Origin of the sequence: Rhizobium sp. G187 (assembly GCF_051549525.1) — a bacterium.
In the GTDB taxonomy this organism is placed as follows: Bacteria; Pseudomonadota; Alphaproteobacteria; order Rhizobiales; family Rhizobiaceae; genus Allorhizobium.
Genome location: NZ_JBPUGM010000002.1, coordinates 478,084 through 498,799, shown reverse-complemented (window position 1 = coordinate 498,799; position 20,716 = coordinate 478,084). Strand labels below are relative to the sequence as shown.

Sequence of the window (20,716 nt, the reverse complement as noted above, 5' to 3'; positions counted from 1 at the left end):
CTTGTCGCGATGGCGCGACAGGCCTTGCGGCAGGCTCTCTGGACGAGCGCGCGCCGATGGAGATGCGCGGCACCTGCCGAAAGTCAATCTGCGCGGGGCGTCCGCGCGGTTGACTGCCGCTCGACGAGCTGGAAGCCGAGATCGACCTTGGCCGGCGGCGGATTGGTCGATCCGCCGGCACGAATGAGCATATCGATGGCGCGGTAGCCGATCTCGTAGCGCGGCAGGCGAACGGAGGTGATCGACGGAAAGGCGGCACCGGCGAGATCCAGATCGTTGAAGCCACAAATGCCGAATTGCTCCGGCACGGCTATGCCGCGCCGCTGGCATTCGAACAGCACGCCGAGCGCCAGATCATCATTGTGACAGAAGGCGGCGTCGGCATCCGGATGTTCGGCAAGCAGCCGGGCAAGCAGCTGTGTGCCGAGCGAGACGCTGGTGTGGCCGTCAACCGCCAGCACCAGGGCGGGGTCAAACAGACCGGCCTCCGTCAAAACGCTGCGATAGCCTTCAAGACGACGGCGCGCACGCACATCCCAACGGCCACCGACCATGGCGATCCGGCGATAGCCCTTGGCGACCAGATGGCGCGTGGCCACTTCGGCCGCCTTGCGATGGTCGATACCGATGGCCATATCGGCCGGCTCATCGCCGAGATCCATGACTTCGACCAGCGGACAGGGCGCGTTGGCCAGCAATTGGCTGACGGCCTCACCATGTTCGGTGCCGACATAGATGATGCCCGCCGGATTTTGCGAATAGAAGTAACGCAGCTGCCGAGCCTCATCGGCACTGTCATGGCCGGGATTGGCATACTGGATGCGCAGGTCGGTGGAACGCACCCGATCCTCGATGCCGCGCATCAGCGCCATGAAGGCATAATTGGTTAGTCCCGGTGACATCACGCCGACGAAGCCGCTGTTCTTGCTGGCCAGCGCGCGGGCGGCAAGATCGGGAACGTAGCCCAGTCGCTCGACCGTTTCGAGGATTGTTTCGCGCAGATGCGGCGAGACCTTTTCAGGTTCACGCAGAGCCCGCGAGACCGTGATCGCGCTGACACCGGCTGCTGCAGCAACATCCGACAGCGTTATCTTTTCCTGGCGCTGGCGCCGGCGTCGCGTTCCGGATTTCATGGCTGCCCCACTGCCTCATCACAACCAGAAATAGCGGCATTGAACGCAATGGAGCCGCTATCCCTATGTGTCCCCCAGAGAATTTCTAGACCAAATTCACATTGAACGCAACGATTTACCAGAAGCGACTATCGTCGAACACAAATGCGCAGAGCCGTTATAGTTAACGATTATATGCAATATGTGCAACCTATAAGGTATTGAGCTCAATGGGCTTTCGCCCCGAAACCCAAGTCATTATGAGCCGTGTAACGGCGTTTGGCGAACCAATTATAAGTTGGGGATAGCGTCGGGATCGCTTTATTAGCTGGTCGGAGTGGCAAGATTCGAACTTGCGACCCCCACGTCCCGAACGTGGTGCGCTACCAGACTGCGCTACACTCCGTGACCAGCGGCGCCTCTATAGACCAGTGATTTTCTGAGCACAAGCAGGCATGTGCAAATTCATCGCAGAAATTTGATGAAATCATGACACCCCCAGTCAGGCCAGGGGATTGCGGATGGGAGGCCGAGATCGGCCGCATGGATGCGGCCGTTGCTGAGAAGCACCATGGCAAAAAATTCGCACCCGCAGTCACACCGGTGATACCGCCCGTTTCAAATTGAGTCTATTGCAGTGCGCAGCAGCGCTACCGGCGGCGCGCGTCAGATGGTGGAGCCGGATGAGCATTTTGAAGACTGTAAGGGGCAGTGTGACAATGAATATGCGTTTTGGCATGGCCGTATCGCTGGCAGCCGCATTGGGGCTGGCACTTGCCGGCTGCACGACGACCGCATCGCCGAAGAACGAAATCGAGACCCGCTGGGTGGGACAACAGGCCGGCGCCTTCTTCGCCAAGTTCGGCCCGCCCGCCAGCGACACGGCTGCTGGAAACTCGACCAATTATGTCTGGCGTGGCGGCAACAAGACGCGCGTCGTGCCGGCGACCTATGAGGAGCTGGAAGGCGGCAAGCGCGGCAAGCTTTTGACCCAGGCGCGTACGGTCTATCTGCGTTGTGAAGTGCAGCTGACGGTATCTTCCGACTACGTCATCCGTGGGATCCGGACGATCGTCGACCGCCCCGGCGTTGACGGTGGCAAGAGCTACTGCGCGGAATTCCTGGCCGGCGCTTGATTGCCGACACACAGATGCGATCATTGGGCCTTCGCTCCTTCGGGTGCGGAGGCCTTTTCATAAGGTGCTGCAGCCGCGAGGCGGGCCCAAAATCCGGATGACAGATCAAAAGGGAAAACGGCTTTCCAGTCATGCGGAGGGAGGCCGCCGTGGATGACGTCCTCCCTGGTACGCAAAACTGAAACCGGTGCGCTTCTCGACGCGAGACCTTGATGGAAGCCGCTCTGTTATAAGGACATCGCGGTTAACAGATGCCTTACGAGCGCAGGATTTTATGCTTAATTTTCAGTTACCTGCGCATAAATGTCAAAATCACATTACAGGCATCGGCAAGGCTGGAAAACCCATATTTTCCGGGGATTCCGAGGGCAGCTTCCGCTCGCGCGCTGCTTGAGCACTTGACGATGTTCTTTCTTTGTTCTTATTGTCCTAGCATGACCCAGACGATCGATACGCTTGGCAAGGCGCTGCGCCACAACATGCTGGTGATCGCCACCTGTCGCGATTGCCAGCGTCAGGCGCGATTTCTGGCGAGTGACCTTGCCACCTTTTATGGTCATGGCCGCGACCCCCGGAGCCTGAAATTCCGCTGCACTGATTGCGACCAGCGAAACTGCAAGGTGACGCTGATGGAGAACCCTTATGATCGCACGCCGGAAACGGTGATCTGGCGGCCGGTCAAGGTGAAGCTGTAGTCAGGCACCGTGCCCGGTCCATAAGATTTGCAGGGCTGAGCAGAGGCACCTGGAAGTCCTATCTCCCTGGCTGCCGGTAGGTTGCCCCCATCTAAAAAAGTTGATAGGCGCGTTCATCTTTGAACTTCGCGCAGCAAGTCGACCTCGATCGAGCTTGCTCCCGCGCGAACGGCATGCGGTATTTTCAAGATGTTTCGACGCCTCCTTGTTGCGATCCCCCTCCTCCTTCTGACAACGCCCGCGCCTGCCGCAGATCCCGGCTGGGATCCGCGCATTGCGACGGGACGACTGGACAACGGGCTTCGCTACTTTCTGCATGACAGTGGCAAAGACAATGATCCTTTCAACATCCGGCTGATCGTGCATGCCGGATCGATCGACGAGGCGGTGCCGAGCGGCGTTGCGCATATTCTCGAGCATATGGTGTTCCAGTCGAACACGGCGCGTGGCCGATCGATGCATGCGGAGATCGAGGCGCTGGGCTGGCGCACTGGTGTGCAGGTCAATGCGGTGACGCGCGAAACGGAGACGCAATTCATGCTGCGAACTCGTCCCGATGATGCGCTCGACCTTGCCGCCTCGCTGAAATTTACCGCGGATCTCGTGCTTCAGCCCTCGCTTCGTGCCGAGGACTGGGACAAGGAACGTTTCGTCATCCTGGAGGAATTACGCCAGACGGAAAGCCTGCCAGACCGCGTCAGCCGCCTGAAGAAGGCAGCACTGCGGCCCGGTTCGCGTTATGTCGATCGCCCGACCATCGGCACCGCAGCCGGGATTTCAAAGACCTCGATCGCGGATATCCGGAGCTTCTATCAGACCTTCTACCGTGCCTCGAACATGACGCTGATCGTTTCCGGCCGCTTCGACACGGAGGCCGCGCGACGGGCTGTGGAACAGGCCTTTGGCGCGGCACCAGCGCGTGAGGCACCGCTTCGCGACTATCGCGTCCTGCCCCTGAAACAGGGGCTGAATGTGGCACTTGTGCAAGACCCCAATGGTTCCAGCTCGCAGGTGACCTATGCTTTTCGCGTTGCCATGCCGGACCGGCTGACGGAGGCGGGTCAGCTTGCCTATCTGCAGCAGTATTTCCTCACCCGGCTGATCCGTGATGCCGTGGAAGCCGAGGCGCCGCACCACAAGGACGTTGCGGAGGCCCTGACATTCGTGACGCAGGAGCCGACGGAAGAGCGGCTCATCCTGGCCTTCAATGCCCGCACCGAGACGCATGGCGCGGCGACATCGGCCATTCTCGAAACGGTGGAGCGTCTGCGCCGGGAGGGTCTGTCCCGCACCGGCTTCGAGGCGCTGCTCAGCCGCGCCCGCCAGGTGAACGAGAATAACCGCGAAGCCGCCGAAAGCCGGAGTTATGCGGATTGGGAGGACCGGATTGCCTCGGCCGTGCTGACCGGCTCCGTGGTCGATAACCCGGCGACACGGACGCAACGCACAGCCGCCCTGTTCGACCGCATCACGCTGGAGAGCCTGAACGCGCGCCTGCGCGAGCTCTTAGCGGCCGAGGACCAGGTTCTGTTCTACCAGGTGCCGGGCGGACGCAATGACGTGGCGCTTCCCGCCGTGGAGGCGGTGACGGCCGAGCGCGACCGGCTGGCGGCCATGGATACGCTTCCCGCACACGCGCCGCTGGCCGAGGCCCCGCCGGCGGAAATCGCACCAACTTGGCCGGCCGACCTGACGGTGGAGACCTCCGGGCACATCGTCAGCGAAACACGCGCCACTGATCCTGATGTCATCGAATGGCAGCTTTCAAATGGCGACACGGTGGTCTGGCTCGTTCGGGATACGCCTGATGGTAAGGTCTATCTGTCCGGGCAATCGCTGCCCGGCTTCCGCAACAGCGAATTCGGCAGCATCGCCTCGCAAGCGGCGCTGCAGCTTTTCACCCAGAGCGGTTTCCGCTTCTGGAACCAGACGCAATATGATCTCTGGGTCGATGCCCAGACGCAGCGCTGGAGCTTCGCGCTGAAGGATGGGCACCTGGATGCGGGTATTGCTGCCGCCCCCGCCGACCTGCCGGCGCGGCTGCGGACCTATGCCGCGACCCTTGCCTATGGCGCGGTGCGGCCCGAGGCGGTGGAGGCCATGCGCGAGCAGATGGGCCATGACGACAATGGCAGCGCTGATGACAGTGACGACAAGGCATCCGCGATCCGTGAGCAGCTGCTGTATGGCAGCGCATACGAGGATAGCGGCAACCTTGATACGCTCGCGGCCCTCGCCCCGACGGAGATGACGCGGATTGCGGATGCCCATCTCGGCCAGCCGGTGACCTGGTATGCGGTCGGTGCGGCACCGGATACGGCCATTCGGACAGCCTTCGCGAGCGTGATCGGTGCCGTGCCACGCAAGGCCACGCTGACGCCGGATATTGCCCTTCAGCAACCGGGGCGGCATGCAGTGAAAACGCAGGTCTTTGCCGAGAACCGGGCCCGCGTCGAGATCTCCTTCTATGCGCCCCTGGACTGGACCCCGGAGGCGAGCTTCATCGTGTCTTCGCTGACGCCGCTTGCACAGCAGGGCCTGAAGAAGGAATTGCGCAATGTGCTCGGCGGCATTTACAGCCTCGAGTTCGAACTGGCGCTGGAACCGGATCAGGACCGGGCGATCGGCACGCTCGGATTCTATTGCGATCCTGATCGCGCCGACGAACTGACACAGGCGGCATTGGCCGTGCTTGACCGCATGCCGGAAATCGCCCGCGCCGCAGATACGGACAAGATGCGTGCCGACATCGCCTTTGCCGAAGGCAGCCGTTTGACAGACCCGAACACCTGGCTCAGGCGGCTGGCGCTGAGCTATCGCCGCTATGGCGATGCGGGTTATCTCAAGCGCATGCAGGGGCTGGGCGAGAAGATCACGCCGCAGCGGCTGGAGGCGCATGCGAAGCACATTTTCCGGACCGAGAATGTGGCCGTGCTGACCAAGCTTCCACTCGCCCCCATAACCGGCAAGACCGAGGTCGAATGATCCTTTTCGCCGTGGTCCGAAACGCTTTGCCGCCATCTTCATCCGTGCCGGGGCTCCTCCCCCGGCGGGCCTTGAGGATGCGCGGATGAGCACGGACACACAGCGCCTGGACGACGCCTATCTCGGCATGCGGCAATCGCTCTACCGGGTGATCCTGCGGATCGTGCGCGACAAGGCCGAGGCCGAGGAGCTGACCCAGGATGCCTATCTTCGGGCAAGGCGGGCGCTGGATCAGGGCAGCCCGACCAATATCGAAGCCTTTCTCTGGCAGACCGCCCGCAACCTGGCGCTTGACCACATCCGCCGCCGCAAGGTGCGCGCACTGCATGAGCCCGCCGATTTCGGGGCTGTGGAGGCCGCCGTGGTGGCCGACCCGCAGCCCAGCATCGAGGACCAGACGATCCAGAAAGATCTCGTCATGGCCTTCAATCGCGCCCTTTTGAAACTGCCGCCCAGGGCGCGCTCTGTCTGGTGCCTCAGCCGGATCGATGGGCTTGCCTATCCGGACATTGCCAGGCGGCTCGGGGTTTCGCCGAATACCGTGTTCAACGACATGAAGATGGCGATGGCCGTTCTCCTCGAAATCAAGGAGCGGCTCGACCGATGATGCGCGGGTGGAGGATGGTGCGACTACAATTTTTAGGAGAAATTTCATGTTGAAACGTCATTGCATGTATCGGGACATTTTTTCGGAAGGCCGTCATGTTTCCATCCACTGACGAGGAGCGGGGTTCAGGCTACCGGCATGCCGATCCCGTCATGGATCAGGCGCTGGACTGGTTCTTGAAGCTGCGGGCGGAGGATGCCGACCCTGAGGCCTTCGAGGCCTGGATTGCCGGACACCCCGACCGGGCAGCGGCACTCTCGCGCGTGACGGCTCTGTGGGACTGTCCGGAACTGGCCGCAGCAACGGCGGAGGTGGCGCGCAAGGGCCAGACCGCACAGACCGCGGCTGCCGCTCCGCCAGAGCCTTTGCGCCCAAGGCGGCGTGTTGGGTATATCTCCGGTTTTAGCCGCATCTCACCGGTCGCCCTTGCCGCGTCGCTTCTGGCAGCCGTGGCGCTGACGACCGTGGATCGCGACTGGTTTTTCGCGTTTCGCGCCGATCATCGCACAGGTGCGGGCGAGATTGCCACGATCACCCTGCCCGATGGCTCACGCATGCAATTGAACAGCCGCACATCCGTCATGCTCGATTTTGAAGACGGCCGCCGTGCTGTACGGATCATCGAGGGCGAGGCCTGGTTCGAGGTGGCGCATGACACGGCCCACCCCTTCACCGTGACTGGCGGTTTCGGCACCGTGGAGGTGACCGGCACGCGGTTCGACGTGGCGCGCGGAGACGAGGCGGATGTGGTGCATCTGGAAAGCGGCGGGGTTCGCCTCACCCGCGACGACGATGGCGGCCAGACGCTTGCGATGACGCCAGGGCAGACCGCAGCCGTCAGCCGTTCGGCAATATCCATGCTGCCGGATGACGACAGCGACATCAGGCTTTCATGGCGCGAAGGCTGGATCCAGCTGTCCGGCATGCCGCTTCGCCAGGCGCTGGCCGAGATCGGCCGTCACACCGGCGACCGCATCGTGACACTGCCGGGTGCCGCCCTCGACACGCCGGTCAGCGGCAGTTTCCGGATCGAGGCGGCAGAGGCGGCAATCGAGGCGGTGACGACCGCCGCCGGCGCCACACTCGACCGACTTCCCGGCGGAATTCTAATCATTCGCTAAATCATCAAGTTTTTTTGTGAGATCCGCTCCCCTCACACGTCATCCCGTTCAGAGCCGTTGCACATGAGGTGCGGCGGCGGGGTGACAACAGGGTGACAAGGCCTTGTCAGAGGCCGGGATTCAGATGGCAGAGCGTAGAGTATCTTCCGGCAAGCGCAGGCTTGCCATGTTCATGGTGTCGACGGCACTGGTTTCCGCAATGACTGGCACGGCAAGGGCACAGGCGCAGGACGCCGCCCCGAAACCGGCCGAAACAACGCCCACACGACCCGCCGCCTCTGCCACTGCCATATCCATTCCGCCACAGGCGCTTGACGCCGCCTTGCGGGCCTTCACCCGCCAGACCGGCTGGCAGGTCGGTTATGTCACGGCGCTTGTTGCCGGCCGCAGCTCCAGTGCCGTTTCCGGCGAAAGTGATCCGCTGGCAGCCCTGAAGACCCTGATCTCCGGCTCCGGCCTCGACATTCGCATCACCGGCGCACGCACGGTTTCGCTGATCGCCGCAAACCCGGCCGATGCGGCCGGTATCGACGCCGGTGGCACGACGGTTCTCGAGGAAATCACGGTGACATCGTCCGGCGGCGGAGTGAAGCTTGGCACGGAGAGCGCGGGCGATACGGGGACGACGGTGATGGATGCCACCCAGATCGGCATCCGCAGCGACGGCAGCGGCGACGCAAACAGCTTCCTGCGCGGATTGCCGAATGTGCAGTATCAGAACGACACGAATGACGATGCAGGTGTCGAAAGCCAGGCGATCCTCAATACCAAACCGCAGGAATTGTCGATTTCCGGTGGGCGGACCTACGAGAACAATTTCATTCTGAACGGCATCGGGATCAACACGGTCACGGGGACGGAAGAGCCCTATGATCAGGGGAACCAAGGCGAGTTGTCGGACGCGAACAACAGATACGATGCCGACCGAATTTATGGCCTGCATTCGCAGACGCTCTTCGTCCCGACGGAGTTTGTCGAATCTGCCACCGTGATCGACAGCAACGCCTCGGCCCGGTACGGCTCGTTCCAGGGGGGGGTCGTTGAATACAAGCTCAAGTCGCCCGCGACCGACCGGCTGAGGGCGACAGCCTCGGTGGAATATGAGAGCGACGCGCTTGTTGAATATAATCTGGCGACCAAGGATGGGCTTAATCCCAACAATGTGAAAGAGCCGGAATTCTACAAGAAAAAGAAGGCCATCTCGGTCTCAGGTCCGATCACCGACAATATCGCCGTGATCGGCCAGTACAGCGTCACGGATGCGTGGACCAACAAGGCCAAAGACTACATATACGGCGACGAATACGTTGAATCCGAATCGAAAAACGAGTTCTATCGCTTGCAGGCCAATGCGGAGACAGATTTCGGCGCATTCAAGCTGGAGGGCCTCCACACCGATTACGCTCAGGATTTCGAGTCGGCCAGCTACCGGGACCTGGAGATCGATACCGCGACCCAAAGCTATGCCGGAAAGCTGGAACACAGCTATGACTTCGAGGATTTCTCGCTTGGCGGCATTGCCCTTTCCAATGTTTCGCTGACCAGCAAACTCACCGCATCGAAATCCGACGCGCTGAATCTCGGTGGCGATGACACTGTGCGCAATTGGCAATCCACCTATTTCCGCAGTATTTCCGGCGTCCCGACAAACGTGTTCACATCGACCATGCTGGACGACTGGTGCCGGGTCGATCCGACTTCGACGACCACCACCTCCTGCCGCGAAGGCGGAATGGGGTCCGAACGCGGTCAGGGACAAGAGCGCTACACCTGGTCACAGGATGTGGCCGGCGATGTCTGGAACGGCACGTTCCGCGCCGGATATGAATTCGGCTTTACCGAAGCGCATCGCTGGCGCGCCAAGGACTATGTCAACTACACCTACCGCGTCGCAGCGTCCTATACGAGCAATCCCAATCTCTGGCAGAATGGCAACGGCGTCAAAACCTTCACCTGCAACACCACCGAGGAATGCTACACGGAGCAGTTCGCGGCAACGAAGGGCGTCTGGAAGGCCTATAACATCAAGGCCCAGATGATGCAGGCCAACTCCTATCTGGAACTCGACCAGACTTTTGGCTGGCTGAACATTCGCCCCGGCATGCGCCTCGACTATGACGACTATCAGGGCAACCTAAACATCGCGCCGCGTCTGGTTGCAACCGTGACGCCGATCGAGGATTTCAGCATTTCCGCTGGCTACAACCGCTACTATGATGCGGCAAATCTTGCCTACGCCATTCGCGACCAGCAGCCACGCACGATCAATTACAGTCGAGCACCGAGTGCAACCGGTGTCGTCGGCGATTTCACCACCACGCCGACGCAGACCTATTACTCCCTCGATGCTTCAGATCTGGAGACGCCCTATACGGACGAGTTCACGGCCGCGATCAATTTTGTCGATCCGCTGACCGAGGGGGACTGGCGCTTGCGCTACATGCACCGCAGCTCGCGCGACCAGTATGCGTCGTCAACGCCGACCTCGACCTCCTACGTGCTGACCAACAACGCCGAAGGATCCTATGATTCCTTTACGGCGGAATATGCCAAGCAATTGCCGACGGCAGCCTGGAACCCGGCGGACAACTCCGTACTTTCCGCATCGATTACCTGGGCGGACAACAATGTCTCGGCCGACAGCTATTTCGTCGACGAGGACGATCTGGAGGACCGCATCTCCTATAAGGGCATGTCGTACACCAAAGCCGGCTTCAACGCCATTACCGGCAATATGGACATTCCGCTTCGCGCGCAGGTCGGGCTTTCCGGCAGCTTCTTCGAAGAACGACTGAACCTTGGCGTCAGCGCCAACTACAACTTCGCCTATGACGGCGTGGCCGAGACCGGCGACACGGAAGACATTGACGGTATCCAGCACGACATCTGGGACGACAAGGCCTTTGCCGCAGTTCTGACCGTCGATCTCAGCGGTTCCTACAAGGTGGCCGATGTCGATGAGCATGGCCTGACCCTCAACTTCAAGGTGGCCAATGTGTTCAACGAAATGGGCAATGCCACCACCAAATCCGGCCAGCCCTGGGTAATCGGCCGCACTCTTTGGGTCGGCGCTTCGGCTGAGTTCTGACGCCAGTACTCTGGCCCGGGTCAGCCCCGGGCCAGCCCCTCACCACACTTGGTCATACCCCAAGGCGACCGCCTTCGCTTCCAGAGCGAGAAGCGCATCGTAATCCGCCTCACCCAGCACGGCCATACCTGTGAGGCCGAGGATCTCCCGGGCCTCTGCCAGCTCTGGCGCGGTGACGGCGTCCGTGAGCGCTTGGCGCAGGGCGGCAAGTTCGCTGTCGGATGTCTCCAGCCGGGTGATGAAGGGGAGCGACGGGCCGGAGGGTGTGTGCGCAAGGATCTTCAGACCGTCGATCCCGTCCGGCGCATGGCGCTTCAGAAGATCATAGGTGATGCAGTCGATCGCGGCGAGATCGGCGGCGCCTTTGCGCACCGCCTCCAGGCTGGCCAGATGACCACCGGTTTCAACGACACCTGAGAAGAACGGCTTGCCGTGTGCATGCGGTGCCACGGCGGCGCGCAGGAGATTATAGCCGGAATTGCTGATCGGCTCATTGATCGCCGCGACCAGGCCGGCGCAGCCGGACAGATCCGTGGGGCCGGCATCGGCCCGCATGACGATGACACTGGACATGGACGGCCCATCGCAGCCCGGCGCATCATAAACCGGCGTTGCAACGAGGTGAACCCGGCCGCGCAGGCGCTTGACGTATGGGAAGCCGCAGGCCTGGGCGAGCAAAAGCCGGGGATCGAGCCAGGCCGCGTCATGGGAGAGCGTGGCGTCGAGATGCTCCGGCACATCGACGAGCCCCGCTTCGCGCAATCGGGTGGCCAGAAAGGCCCAGAGGTTCTGCTGTGCCTCCACGACCACGGATGGAGCGATATACATCGCAAGGCTTGCCAGCAGCTCGGCCAACGCTTCTTTTCCCTTTGAGCCCTGGTGTGGGCCCGGTTGCGCGCTCAGGTGCGCGCTCACGGATATCTCGGATGGGTCGGATCGTCGTGCATGCGCAACAGAAAACGGCGGGCGACGTCGAAATAGCCGCGATAGACGAGGCCGCCATTCAGCCGCACGAGGAAGTCCCGGTGCTTTTCATAGACACGCGGCAGCATGTACCAGGGCAGGCCCGGAACGCGGTGATGCAGCACATGCAGGTTGTTGTAGAGAAAGAGCAGGCCGAAAACGGGGCTTTTCTCGACGATGGCCGTGCGCTCTTCATGATTGTCGGCAAAGCGGTGCTCGGCATAGGAGCGCAGGCGGCCAAGCCCTGTGCCGGCATAGATGAAGCCGAAGAAGAACAGAAGAAAGGGCATGTCGCAGACGGAAAGCACCCACCACAAGACGATGGCGACCCCGACGGCATGTTCGGCCCAGAGGCGGCGGCGATCGCCCTCGCCGCGGATCACCATCAGGCCTTCGTGCCAGAGGAAGGAACCGAGAATGATCGCCGGCCCCACCGTCAACCGGCCGGCCAGCGTCAGGTTGAACTCGCGAAGCCCCCGGCCGAACCAGCCGAACCGCTCCCAATCTTCCCGGGTGAAATAATAGGATTCCGGATCCTCGATCGGATCAGTCAGATGCTCATCGCGATGATGGGCGAGATGGCTTTGCTTGTAGACCCTGTAGGGCAGCCAGAGCGAGATCGGCACAAGGCCGATCGCATCGTTGATAAACGTGTGGCGGGTCGGGTGATTGTGGATCACCTCATGCTGCAGCGAGCCATGCCAGGCAATCAGCCAGGCGCCAAGCGGCACCAGAATATAGAGTGGGATCTCCCGCCAGAACCAGGTGAGCGCCAGAAAGCCCCCATAGATGACAAGGGCCAGCACCACCGTCGGCCATTCGATCCGCGCGATGCGCGGTAGTACGATCTCACCATCGGCAAGATGTGCCATGCAATCCCCACAAACGAGTCCCCTACAAAACACAGGGTATCCGGCTCTTTGCGAAGATAAAGAAAAAATCGCGGCGTTCGACGGCGCAGACAGAGAATTTTATTGGCTGGGGCGCCCGTGCCTGCTGACCTGGAAGACCATTTTCCAAGCTTGGAAGATGGGATACCCTGTTTGAAGAGATCCAACCGAGGCGAGAGTTGAGCCTACACGAGGAGGCGGTCGCCGTATGGAAGTATTATAAGGCGACGCTTCAAAATTACGAGGAAACGCAGCGGGCGATGCCGACGCCACAACAGATCGATGGGGAACTGCAGCAGCTGCATCGTCGAATGCAAATGGGAGAAATCAATTGCGACGATTTTGTTGGCATGATCACTGCATATATAGATTACTACCTCATGCTGCAGGCCCGATCCGACGACGCAAATCTTCGCACAAGACGTTTGACCTTCTTAAAAAGAGCGCTGAGTTCCGGAGATATCAAACTGGTTCCTGCGACGGCGACAGATTTCATGTCCCGTCATCAGATAGTGACAGACGAGAGGTCCGCCCAATATCGAGACCTCTGCAGCGCAATCCTTCGTGCCGAGATAGAAGCTCTTCAGCGCACAACTGAGCGCGACAACGGTGACTTTACAGGCGTTCCCAAGGATCCCATTGTGAAGCCCGCTAAGGCGACTGTGCGGGAGGTTGCAGCTCCTGGCGAGAGCATCATGGAGCTATTTGAAGTTTACGCCAAGGAGAACCCCAGGAACATCACTGTCGACACGATCAACCAAGCCCGACGCGATATCGGCATATTTGTCCAGCATGTCGGCGCGACCTGCCCCGCAACCAAGATTGATAAGAAAGCCGTACGCGAGTGGAAGGCGCTATTGATGCTCTATCCGGTGAAGGCGACCGAGACCAAGGCGTTCGCGGGCATGAAAATCGCCCAGATCGTCGAGCACAACAAAACCGTGGGGAAGCCTTTGCTCACCCCTCGCACTGTCAACCGCTACCTGTCGAGCCTGGGCGCCTTCTGTAGCTGGTTGGTGGCACACGGCTACATCGACAGCAATCCGACAGACGGGATGTCGCTAGCCAAGGACAAAAGAAAGAAGGTCTTCCCGTTCACGGTCGAGCAGATGAACGCGCTCTTCAAATCGCCGCTTTTTACTGGCTGCAAGAGCGATGAAGCGCCTCGCTTCTGGAGCAAGCCAGGCACCGTGCTTATCCGCGATCACCGCTACTGGGTGCCGCTGATCATGCTCTATTCCGGCGCGCGCCCTGCAGAGATTGCCCAGCTCGCCGTGAAGGACATTCGTCTGGATCAGGAAACCTGGATCATGGACATTACGGAGACGTCAGATGAAGGCGAGGAAGATCTCAAGAGCCTCAAGACACTCGGCTCCCGCCGCGTCGTGCCGATCCATCCAGAATTGGTGCGGTTAGGCTTTCTGGACTACCTGAACGAGGCAAAGAAGGCTGGACACAGCCGCGTGTTTCCATTCGCCACGCGCAATGCACGCGGACAGATGATCGCCGACTTCAGCCGGGAGTTCGGTCGCTATCTCACCAAGATTGGATTGAAGAATGGCCGCGGCATTTCTCTCTATTCTTTCCGTCACGGTGCCGTTGATGCTCTCAGGCGAGCCGGCTATCTCGATGACCAGTTCAACTTCATTTTTGGCCATGGCAATGGCAATCTCGTCACGCGCGGTTACGGCGTTCTGGTTCAGGGTGTGCTGGCGCAGCGTGTGGAGTTGGTGAATGCTATTGAGTATTCGGGGTTACGGTTAGAGCATCTGGCATAAGAGAGGGTCGAAAGATGTAATTGCCGGCCGCCAAAGCTTTTTTGGGCGGCTCTTTTATGAAACGCGACAAAACGCGCACTCTGCGAAACAGCTTGCAACAGCAATGAGCACCGACGAACACCAGTGGTAAAACCAGAACTGAGATTGTGTTTTTAGCCAGAAGCACCTATTGCCATCATGAAACCTGAAGCTGTGGCCCACGAAGGCGACTAGCAATACCTGCGATTCGGCGGGTGTCGATTACGGAGAGATATGTGACGAAAAAAGCGTTGATTACCGGCATCACAGGCCAGGACGGTGCCTACCTCGCCGCTTTTCTGCTGGAAAAGGGCTACGAAGTTCACGGACTTGCGCGGCGCTCCAGCAGCTCGGACGTAAACTTGAGCCGTCTTGACTGGCTTGGCATCACCAGGGATGTCAGTATCGTTGACGGTAATCTGCTAGACCTGTCTGGATTGATCCGTACCTTCCGTGATTTGCAGCCAGATGAGGTTTACAATCTTGGTGCCCAGTCTTTCGTTAAGTCGTCCTGGCAGCAACCCATCCTAACCGGTCAGGTGACAGGTCTTGGCGTTGCAAACGTTCTTGAGGCCGTGCGCCTCGAACTGCCTCATGCTCGCTTCTATCAGGCATCGTCTTCCGAAATGTACGGTCTGATCCAGGAGCCGATGCAGTCGGAAATCACGCCCTTTTACCCCCGCTCGCCCTATGCCGTAGCCAAACTCTATGGCCATTGGCTGACGGTGAACTACCGCGAAAGCTTCGGCCTGCATGCATCAAGCGGCATCCTGTTCAACCATGAATCACCGCTTCGTGGCATTGAGTTTGTTACCCGTAAAGTCACCGACGGCGTTGCCCGCATCAAACTCGGGCTTGCTACAGAACTCCGCCTTGGCAATATCGACGCAAAGCGCGACTGGGGGCACTCCAAGGATTACGTCCGCGCCATGTGGATGATGCTGCAGCAGGACGTCGCGGACGACTACGTGATCGCGACCGGCCGCACCACAACTGTGCGCGACATGTGCAAAATCGCCTTCGAACATGCCGGTCTAGACATCGACAAACACTTGGTTATCGACCCAGACCTTTTCCGGCCAGCCGAAGTCGACGTCCTGCTTGGCAATCCACAGAAGGCAAAAGACGCTTTCGGCTGGGAAGCAACGATCACCCTTGAAGAGATGATTGTCGAGATGGTCGACGCCGACCTGAGGCGTCTGGCCCACCTGAAGTCCGTATAAAGGAGGCGTAATGCCCGCACAGCACAGGATCCTTGTCACCGGCGCTTCCGGTTTTGTCGGCACATGGCTGATGAGGACCCTGCGTGATTTCCCGGTGGATTCCAGCGTGGAAGTGCTATCTGCGGGTCGCGACCCTGGCTGCGATTGCGAACTCGACGTCACTGATAAAGCAGTGATTACAGCGGCGCTTCGGGACTTTCGTCCAACAGCAGTCGTCCACCTTGCGGCCATCGCAGCCCCTCAGGAGGCTCGTAAGGATCCGTCACAGGCGTGGCACGTCAATTTTCAGGGCACAATGAATCTGGCGTCAGCAGTTCTCCACGATGCGCCCGACTGCCGCTTTATCTTCGCCGGTAGCTCGGAGGCCTATGGGCAATCCTTCGCCGAGATTAGCGGCGGAGCGGTCAGTGAAGATTGCGCGCTGAAACCGATGACCATCTATGGTGCAACGAAGGCAGCCGCTGACATCGCAGTCGGACAGATGTATTTCGATGGGCTGCGCTCCATTCGCTTCCGCCCCTTCAACCATACCGGCCCGGGGCAGACAGAAGCGTATGTCATTCCCGCGTTTGCCAGTCAGATCGCCCGTATTGAGGCTGGGGTCGCGCCACCAGTGATCGAAGTTGGCAATCTGGGGGCGCATCGTGATTTCCTCGATGTGCGCGACGTAGTACGGGCCTATGCGCTCGCGGCACTCGGTGACGATATTGAAGTCGAGGGCAAAGTGTTCAACCTGGCTTCCGGCAAGGCCGTTGAAATCCGGAGCATTCTGAATACCCTCATTCGGCTATCCGGTCGAGAGATCGAGGTTGTCGTATCGCCTGAGCGGGTTCGGCCCGTCGATATCCCCATGGCGCGCGGTGACGCCGGGGCCGCTCTTAGCATCCTTGGCTGGGAACCCCAATTTGCGCTTGAGGACACGATAGCTGCGGTCCTTTCCGACTGGAGAGCCCGCGTTGATGCAACCGCTTAAGCCCAACTGGAGTTGTGCATCGTGCTGAGAAGCCTTTGGCAATATCGATATTTTATGCTGTCATCCATTCGAGGAGAGTTGAAAGGACGTTTCGCGCGTTCCTACCTCGGCGGCTTCTGGTTCATTCTGCACCCATTGGCGCAATCCCTGATATTTTCGATCGTGCTGGCGGAGGTAATGCAGGCGCGCATTCCAAACATGGATAACAGCGCAGCCTATCCGATTTACCTGTTGTCTGGCATGGCAGCATGGGGGCTCTTTGCCGAGATATTGAATCGCAGCATGACGATATTCATCGAGCAGGCACCGGCCCTTAAAAAGATAGCGTTTCCAAGGCTCTGTCTTCCGGTGATCGTCTGGGGAGGGGCGATCATCAATCATCTGCTGCTGCTCTTAGCGATCGCCATCATCTTCATCTTTTTCGGGCATTATCCGGGCAGAGCTTGGATTTATGTGCCTGTCGGCATCGTACTGATTTCAGCTTTGGCATTTGGTCTCGGCGTTTTCCTGGGTATTCTTAACGTCTTTGCGCGGGATGTCGGGCAGATAATGACGGTTATCCTGCAGCTATGGTTCTGGCTGACCCCGATCGTCTATTTGAAGGCTGTCATGCCACAAAAGGTCCAAGCTTACATTAACCTCAATCCGATGACCGGATTGGTGGCGATTTATCAGGACGCCCTCCTTCTCAACCAGGCGCCGAATATCGCCACCCTCATTCCGTCAGTTATCGTAGCGGGGATTGCCGTTGCGGCATCATTTATCCTGTTCCGACGCGCAAGTCCCGAACTGGTGGATGCCCTCTAAATGACCAGCGTGTTGACCGTTTCTGCCGTAAGCAAACGCTATGCGGCCTACAAAAGCAACCTACACCGCTTTGCAAGCTGGTTCGGGGCAAATGTCACCCCTGTTTCAGAGTACTGGGCAAACCGAGAGATTTCATTCGACGTCAAGGCAGGAGAGGCGCTCGCCCTGATCGGCCAGAATGGTGCTGGAAAAAGCACGTTGTTAAAAATGATCACCGGCACCGTACGACCGACACACGGTCAAATCACGGTATCCGGCCATATCAGCGCCATCCTTGAGCTTGGACTGGGCTTTAATCCCGAATTCACAGGTCGGCAAAACATCTATCATGCGGGCGGCCTTATGGGCTTCTCCCAGGAAGAGCTTTCCGGGCTGATGCCATCGATTGAGGCCTTTGCCGAGATCGGCGAATTCTTCGATCAGCCAATCCGCGTCTATTCAAGCGGCATGCAAGCCCGCCTCGCCTTTGCTCTGGCGACAGCCAGGCGCCCGGATGTCTTGATCGTCGACGAGGTACTGTCCGTTGGCGACAGTTATTTCCAGCACAAGAGCTTTGATAAGATCCGTCAATTCAAGGACCAGGGAACTTCGATCATCCTTGTCACCCACAGCCTGGGTGACGTCCGCGCGCTTTGCGACAGGGTCATCTTGTTGGACAAGGGCCACGTGCTGAAGGACGGACTGCCAGATGAGGTGGTCGACTTTTACAACGCGATGATTGCTGATCGCGAGAATGCAAACGCAGGTGGAGGCATAAAACAAGTTCGCGGCGAGGACGGCTGGATGAGGACCAGATCGGGAACCGCCGAAGCAAAGCTAACCGCCATTCAACTTTTGGATAGAGGAACGGAACAGCCTATAGAGTTGGCTTCAACCGGCCAGAACCTATTACTAAGGGTTGAGGCTCGAATTACAGGAGAGCTATCAGCTCTCGTACTCGGCCTCATGCTGCGCGATCGAACGGGCCACATCGTATGGGGCACGAACACCGCTCACACCAAACAAGTTATTCGCTTTCCCGCTACAAACTGCGTCTATCGCTTCGACGTCGATTTCCCTTGTATGCTCGGACCCGGCTCCTATGGCATCACTGCGGCTTTGACTGCGACAGAAAACCACACTTTGGGTAATTATGAATGGACTGACAACGCTCTTGTTTTCGATGTCGCGAACATGTCGCAGCCAACGTTTGTTGGGACAACAGCCCTACCTGCATCATTCAGCATATCAAGGATTTAGTCATGGATAGCCTCGGACGCACCCTCATGACAATCGGATGCGGCGACTGCGATGGGATACCAAAGGTCTCGAACGCTGGGCGCATTCTGCCGAGCGACGACGGCAATGTTCAAATCATGCACAATGGACTGAAGGTCGTCGCTGGTGGCTATCACGGCGACTGGATGGCGCATGTGATCCGAGCACTAGGCGGTCACCACGAGCCTCAGGAAGAAGCCATTTTCCATGCGCTGCTTCGTGCATGCCGACATAATTCACTTTTCGTGGAGTTGGGCTCCTTTTGGGCCTACTATAGTCTCTGGTATCTTCATGAAATTCCGGGATCGAGAAGCCTGTGCATCGAGCCTGACCCGAATAACAAGGCTATCGGTGAAAAAAATGCCCGCCTGAACCTCCTTCAGGATCGCATGACTTTTCTTCAAGGTTTCGTTGGAGGCACACGACAGCAAGCGTTACAGGGTACGGTTGAAACGGTCAGTGAACCGGTTGTTTTGCCTTGCTATGACGTTGACGCCATCCTCGAACTCAGCGGACAGGATGTAATTGAGATCCTGCATGCCGATGTCCAGGGGGCTGAGCTGCCTCTGCTGATGTCCGCTAAAAAAGCAATCGAGCAAAAACGAATTCGTTTTATAGTTGTATCGACCCATCATCGCTCGATCTCCGGTTCGGTAACCACACATGAGGACTGCCTGGCGCATATTCTGGCTCTCGGCGGGCGCATATTGGCCGAACACAACGTGCAAGAATCATTCAGCGGCGACGGACTCATCGTCGCGAGCTTCTTCTCCGGCGACGAGCGCGTTACTATCCCGCATATTAGCCGCAATGCTTCTCAGCTGTCTCTTTTTCCGGAGAAATGATGTTCATCTCCTACGCCCAAAATTTCGAAGACGTAATGTTGTGGCGTGCCCTGAAGCACATTAAAAGCGGTTTCTATCTGGATATCGGCGCGCAGGATCCGGTTATCGATTCTGTCAGCCGGAGCTTTTATGAAAAGGGCTGGCGCGGCGTCCACCTGGAGCCCACATCTGAATACGCTCAAAAATTACGAGAAAACCGGCCCGACGAAACCATTCTGCAGAATGCGGTTAGCTTAGGCAAAGGCAATATCCAGTTTTTCGAATTTCCAGAAACGGGCTTAAGCACTGGCAATCCCGACATAGCGCGACAACACAAAGAAAGAGGTTTTCTTTGTCGTGAAACATTTGTTGAGCAAGTCCTTTTATCTGAAATTCTCGATCGTTATTCTGATCGTGACATCCATTGGATGAAGATTGATGTTGAAGGTATGGAAGGTGCTGTCCTCGAAAGCTGGGGTTCTTCCGCATCTCGCCCTTGGATTGTGGTGATTGAAGCGACAGCCCCCACGAAAGAAAATCGTGTTGACTGGGCTTGGCATCATCAACTCTTTGATCGTGGATATGAGCTTTGCTATTTCGATGGCTTAAATTGCTACTTTGTTAGCTCTGAACACCTCGACTTGAAGGCTTCGTTTCAAGTTCCGCCAAACGTTTTTGACGAGTTCGCTGTATCAGGAATGGCGAACTCCCGAATCGCTGAGTTACTTAACAACCGGATCGACACCCTGTCCACCCAGCATGAAAATTTGAAGATTAAACTTGTTGAGGCACTTTTACAAAAAGACAAATTAGTCCATTCCTCCAAGGAGCTAGAGAAGTCGCACCGAGAGCTAGAGTGTGTGATCCAAGAGCTGTACAACTCTACCTCTTGGAAAATCACTTCACCTTTACGCGCAATCCGTCTAAGGGCGCGCTGGCTTCAAGATGGCATGGCTGCTTGGGCAACGCTTCGACCGGGTACGCGTCCTCGACGCATCATGCAATGTCTCCTGACGCATTCTATGCTCTGGATAAGAAGCCGTCCGAGACTGGCACGCTTTCTGTTGAAAATCTTGCGGCTTTCGCCTGTTTTGCAACAACGCCTGATATTGGCCGCGCAGGCCCGAGGAATGGCGCTGTCGCTTCGCCCTACAATCCCCCCAGGAATGACGGCGTGGAACCTAGATGTTGAGCCCGAATTGATTAAGAGATTTGAAGATCTCGATAAGGAATAGCAGG

At 58.5% G+C, this 20,716-nt stretch carries 16 protein-coding genes and 1 tRNA gene; 13 read left to right on the top strand and 4 right to left on the bottom strand.

From position 1 onward, the window contains the following. Positions 1 to 83: 83 nt before the first annotated feature. Both ACSV9I_RS07180 and ACSV9I_RS07175 read right to left on the bottom strand, forming a co-directional pair. A complete protein-coding gene (locus ACSV9I_RS07180; protein WP_438328103.1) occupies positions 84 to 1,133 on the bottom strand; it encodes a LacI family DNA-binding transcriptional regulator in 1,050 nt (349 codons plus the stop codon). A gap of 308 nt (positions 1,134 to 1,441) precedes the next feature. Then, positions 1,442 to 1,518 (bottom strand) — tRNA-Pro (locus tag ACSV9I_RS07175). A 313-nt stretch (positions 1,519 to 1,831) separates the two neighbouring features. On the opposite strand from ACSV9I_RS07175, the gene ACSV9I_RS07170 reads away from it, so the two are divergent. From ACSV9I_RS07170 to ACSV9I_RS07145, 6 genes are all read left to right on the top strand, one after another. Further along, positions 1,832 to 2,248 (top strand): hypothetical protein, encoded by a 417-nt coding sequence (locus ACSV9I_RS07170; RefSeq protein WP_054156690.1) that lies wholly within the window; start codon positions 1,832 to 1,834, stop codon positions 2,246 to 2,248. A gap of 434 nt (positions 2,249 to 2,682) precedes the next feature. Continuing rightward, the gene (locus ACSV9I_RS07165) at positions 2,683 to 2,943 is read left to right on the top strand and encodes a hypothetical protein (protein ID WP_054156689.1); all 261 of its coding nucleotides are present in this window, start codon (positions 2,683 to 2,685) and stop codon (positions 2,941 to 2,943) included. A gap of 189 nt (positions 2,944 to 3,132) precedes the next feature. After that, positions 3,133 to 5,928 carry an insulinase family protein gene (locus ACSV9I_RS07160; RefSeq protein WP_438328102.1) on the top strand — a complete coding sequence of 932 codons (2,796 nt, stop codon included), beginning with the start codon at positions 3,133 to 3,135 and terminating at the stop codon, positions 5,926 to 5,928. Positions 5,929 to 6,013: 85 nt separating this feature from the next. Then, on the top strand, positions 6,014 to 6,535 hold the full coding sequence (locus tag ACSV9I_RS07155; protein ID WP_438328100.1) for an RNA polymerase sigma factor: 522 nt from the start codon (positions 6,014 to 6,016) through the stop codon (positions 6,533 to 6,535). Positions 6,536 to 6,630: 95 nt separating this feature from the next. Further along, positions 6,631 to 7,656, top strand: a complete 1,026-nt coding sequence (locus tag ACSV9I_RS07150) for a FecR family protein (RefSeq protein ID WP_438328099.1) — start codon at positions 6,631 to 6,633, stop codon at positions 7,654 to 7,656. A 124-nt stretch (positions 7,657 to 7,780) separates the two neighbouring features. Beyond that, positions 7,781 to 10,744, top strand: coding sequence for a hypothetical protein (locus ACSV9I_RS07145; RefSeq protein ID WP_438328098.1), 2,964 nt, complete (start codon positions 7,781 to 7,783; stop codon positions 10,742 to 10,744). Positions 10,745 to 10,783: 39 nt separating this feature from the next. Here ACSV9I_RS07145 and ACSV9I_RS07140 read toward each other — a convergent pair whose 3' ends face one another. Further along, positions 10,784 to 11,599, bottom strand: coding sequence for a phosphate/phosphite/phosphonate ABC transporter substrate-binding protein (locus ACSV9I_RS07140; protein ID WP_438328097.1), 816 nt, complete (start codon positions 11,597 to 11,599; stop codon positions 10,784 to 10,786). Between the two features lie 56 nt (positions 11,600 to 11,655). Then, positions 11,656 to 12,579: a fatty acid desaturase gene (locus ACSV9I_RS07135; protein ID WP_438328096.1), complete on the bottom strand. Its 924-nt coding sequence runs from the start codon at positions 12,577 to 12,579 to the stop codon at positions 11,656 to 11,658. A 197-nt stretch (positions 12,580 to 12,776) separates the two neighbouring features. On the opposite strand from ACSV9I_RS07135, the gene ACSV9I_RS07130 reads away from it, so the two are divergent. The 7 genes from ACSV9I_RS07130 (at position 12,777) to ACSV9I_RS07100 (ending at position 20,712) form a co-directional block, all read left to right on the top strand. Next, the gene (locus ACSV9I_RS07130) at positions 12,777 to 14,375 is read left to right on the top strand and encodes a site-specific integrase (RefSeq protein WP_438328095.1); all 1,599 of its coding nucleotides are present in this window, start codon (positions 12,777 to 12,779) and stop codon (positions 14,373 to 14,375) included. Positions 14,376 to 14,629: 254 nt separating this feature from the next. Continuing rightward, positions 14,630 to 15,616, top strand: a complete 987-nt coding sequence (locus ACSV9I_RS07125; RefSeq protein ID WP_438328094.1) for a GDP-mannose 4,6-dehydratase — start codon at positions 14,630 to 14,632, stop codon at positions 15,614 to 15,616. A gap of 10 nt (positions 15,617 to 15,626) precedes the next feature. Beyond that, positions 15,627 to 16,589 (top strand): NAD-dependent epimerase/dehydratase family protein, encoded by a 963-nt coding sequence (locus tag ACSV9I_RS07120; RefSeq protein WP_438328093.1) that lies wholly within the window; start codon positions 15,627 to 15,629, stop codon positions 16,587 to 16,589. 21 nt (positions 16,590 to 16,610) lie between these two features. Beyond that, positions 16,611 to 17,396 (top strand): ABC transporter permease, encoded by a 786-nt coding sequence (locus ACSV9I_RS07115; RefSeq protein WP_438328091.1) that lies wholly within the window; start codon positions 16,611 to 16,613, stop codon positions 17,394 to 17,396. Beyond that, positions 17,397 to 18,635 carry an ABC transporter ATP-binding protein gene (locus ACSV9I_RS07110; RefSeq protein WP_438328090.1) on the top strand — a complete coding sequence of 413 codons (1,239 nt, stop codon included), beginning with the start codon at positions 17,397 to 17,399 and terminating at the stop codon, positions 18,633 to 18,635. It abuts the gene before it with no gap. 2 nt (positions 18,636 to 18,637) lie between these two features. Next, positions 18,638 to 19,498 carry an FkbM family methyltransferase gene (locus tag ACSV9I_RS07105; protein ID WP_438328089.1) on the top strand — a complete coding sequence of 287 codons (861 nt, stop codon included), beginning with the start codon at positions 18,638 to 18,640 and terminating at the stop codon, positions 19,496 to 19,498. Next, entirely contained in the window at positions 19,495 to 20,712 is a 1,218-nt protein-coding gene (locus ACSV9I_RS07100) for an FkbM family methyltransferase (RefSeq protein ID WP_438328087.1), read from the top strand. The genes ACSV9I_RS07105 and ACSV9I_RS07100 overlap by 4 nt, the downstream gene beginning before the upstream one ends. The last annotated feature ends 4 nt before the right edge of the window (positions 20,713 to 20,716 follow it).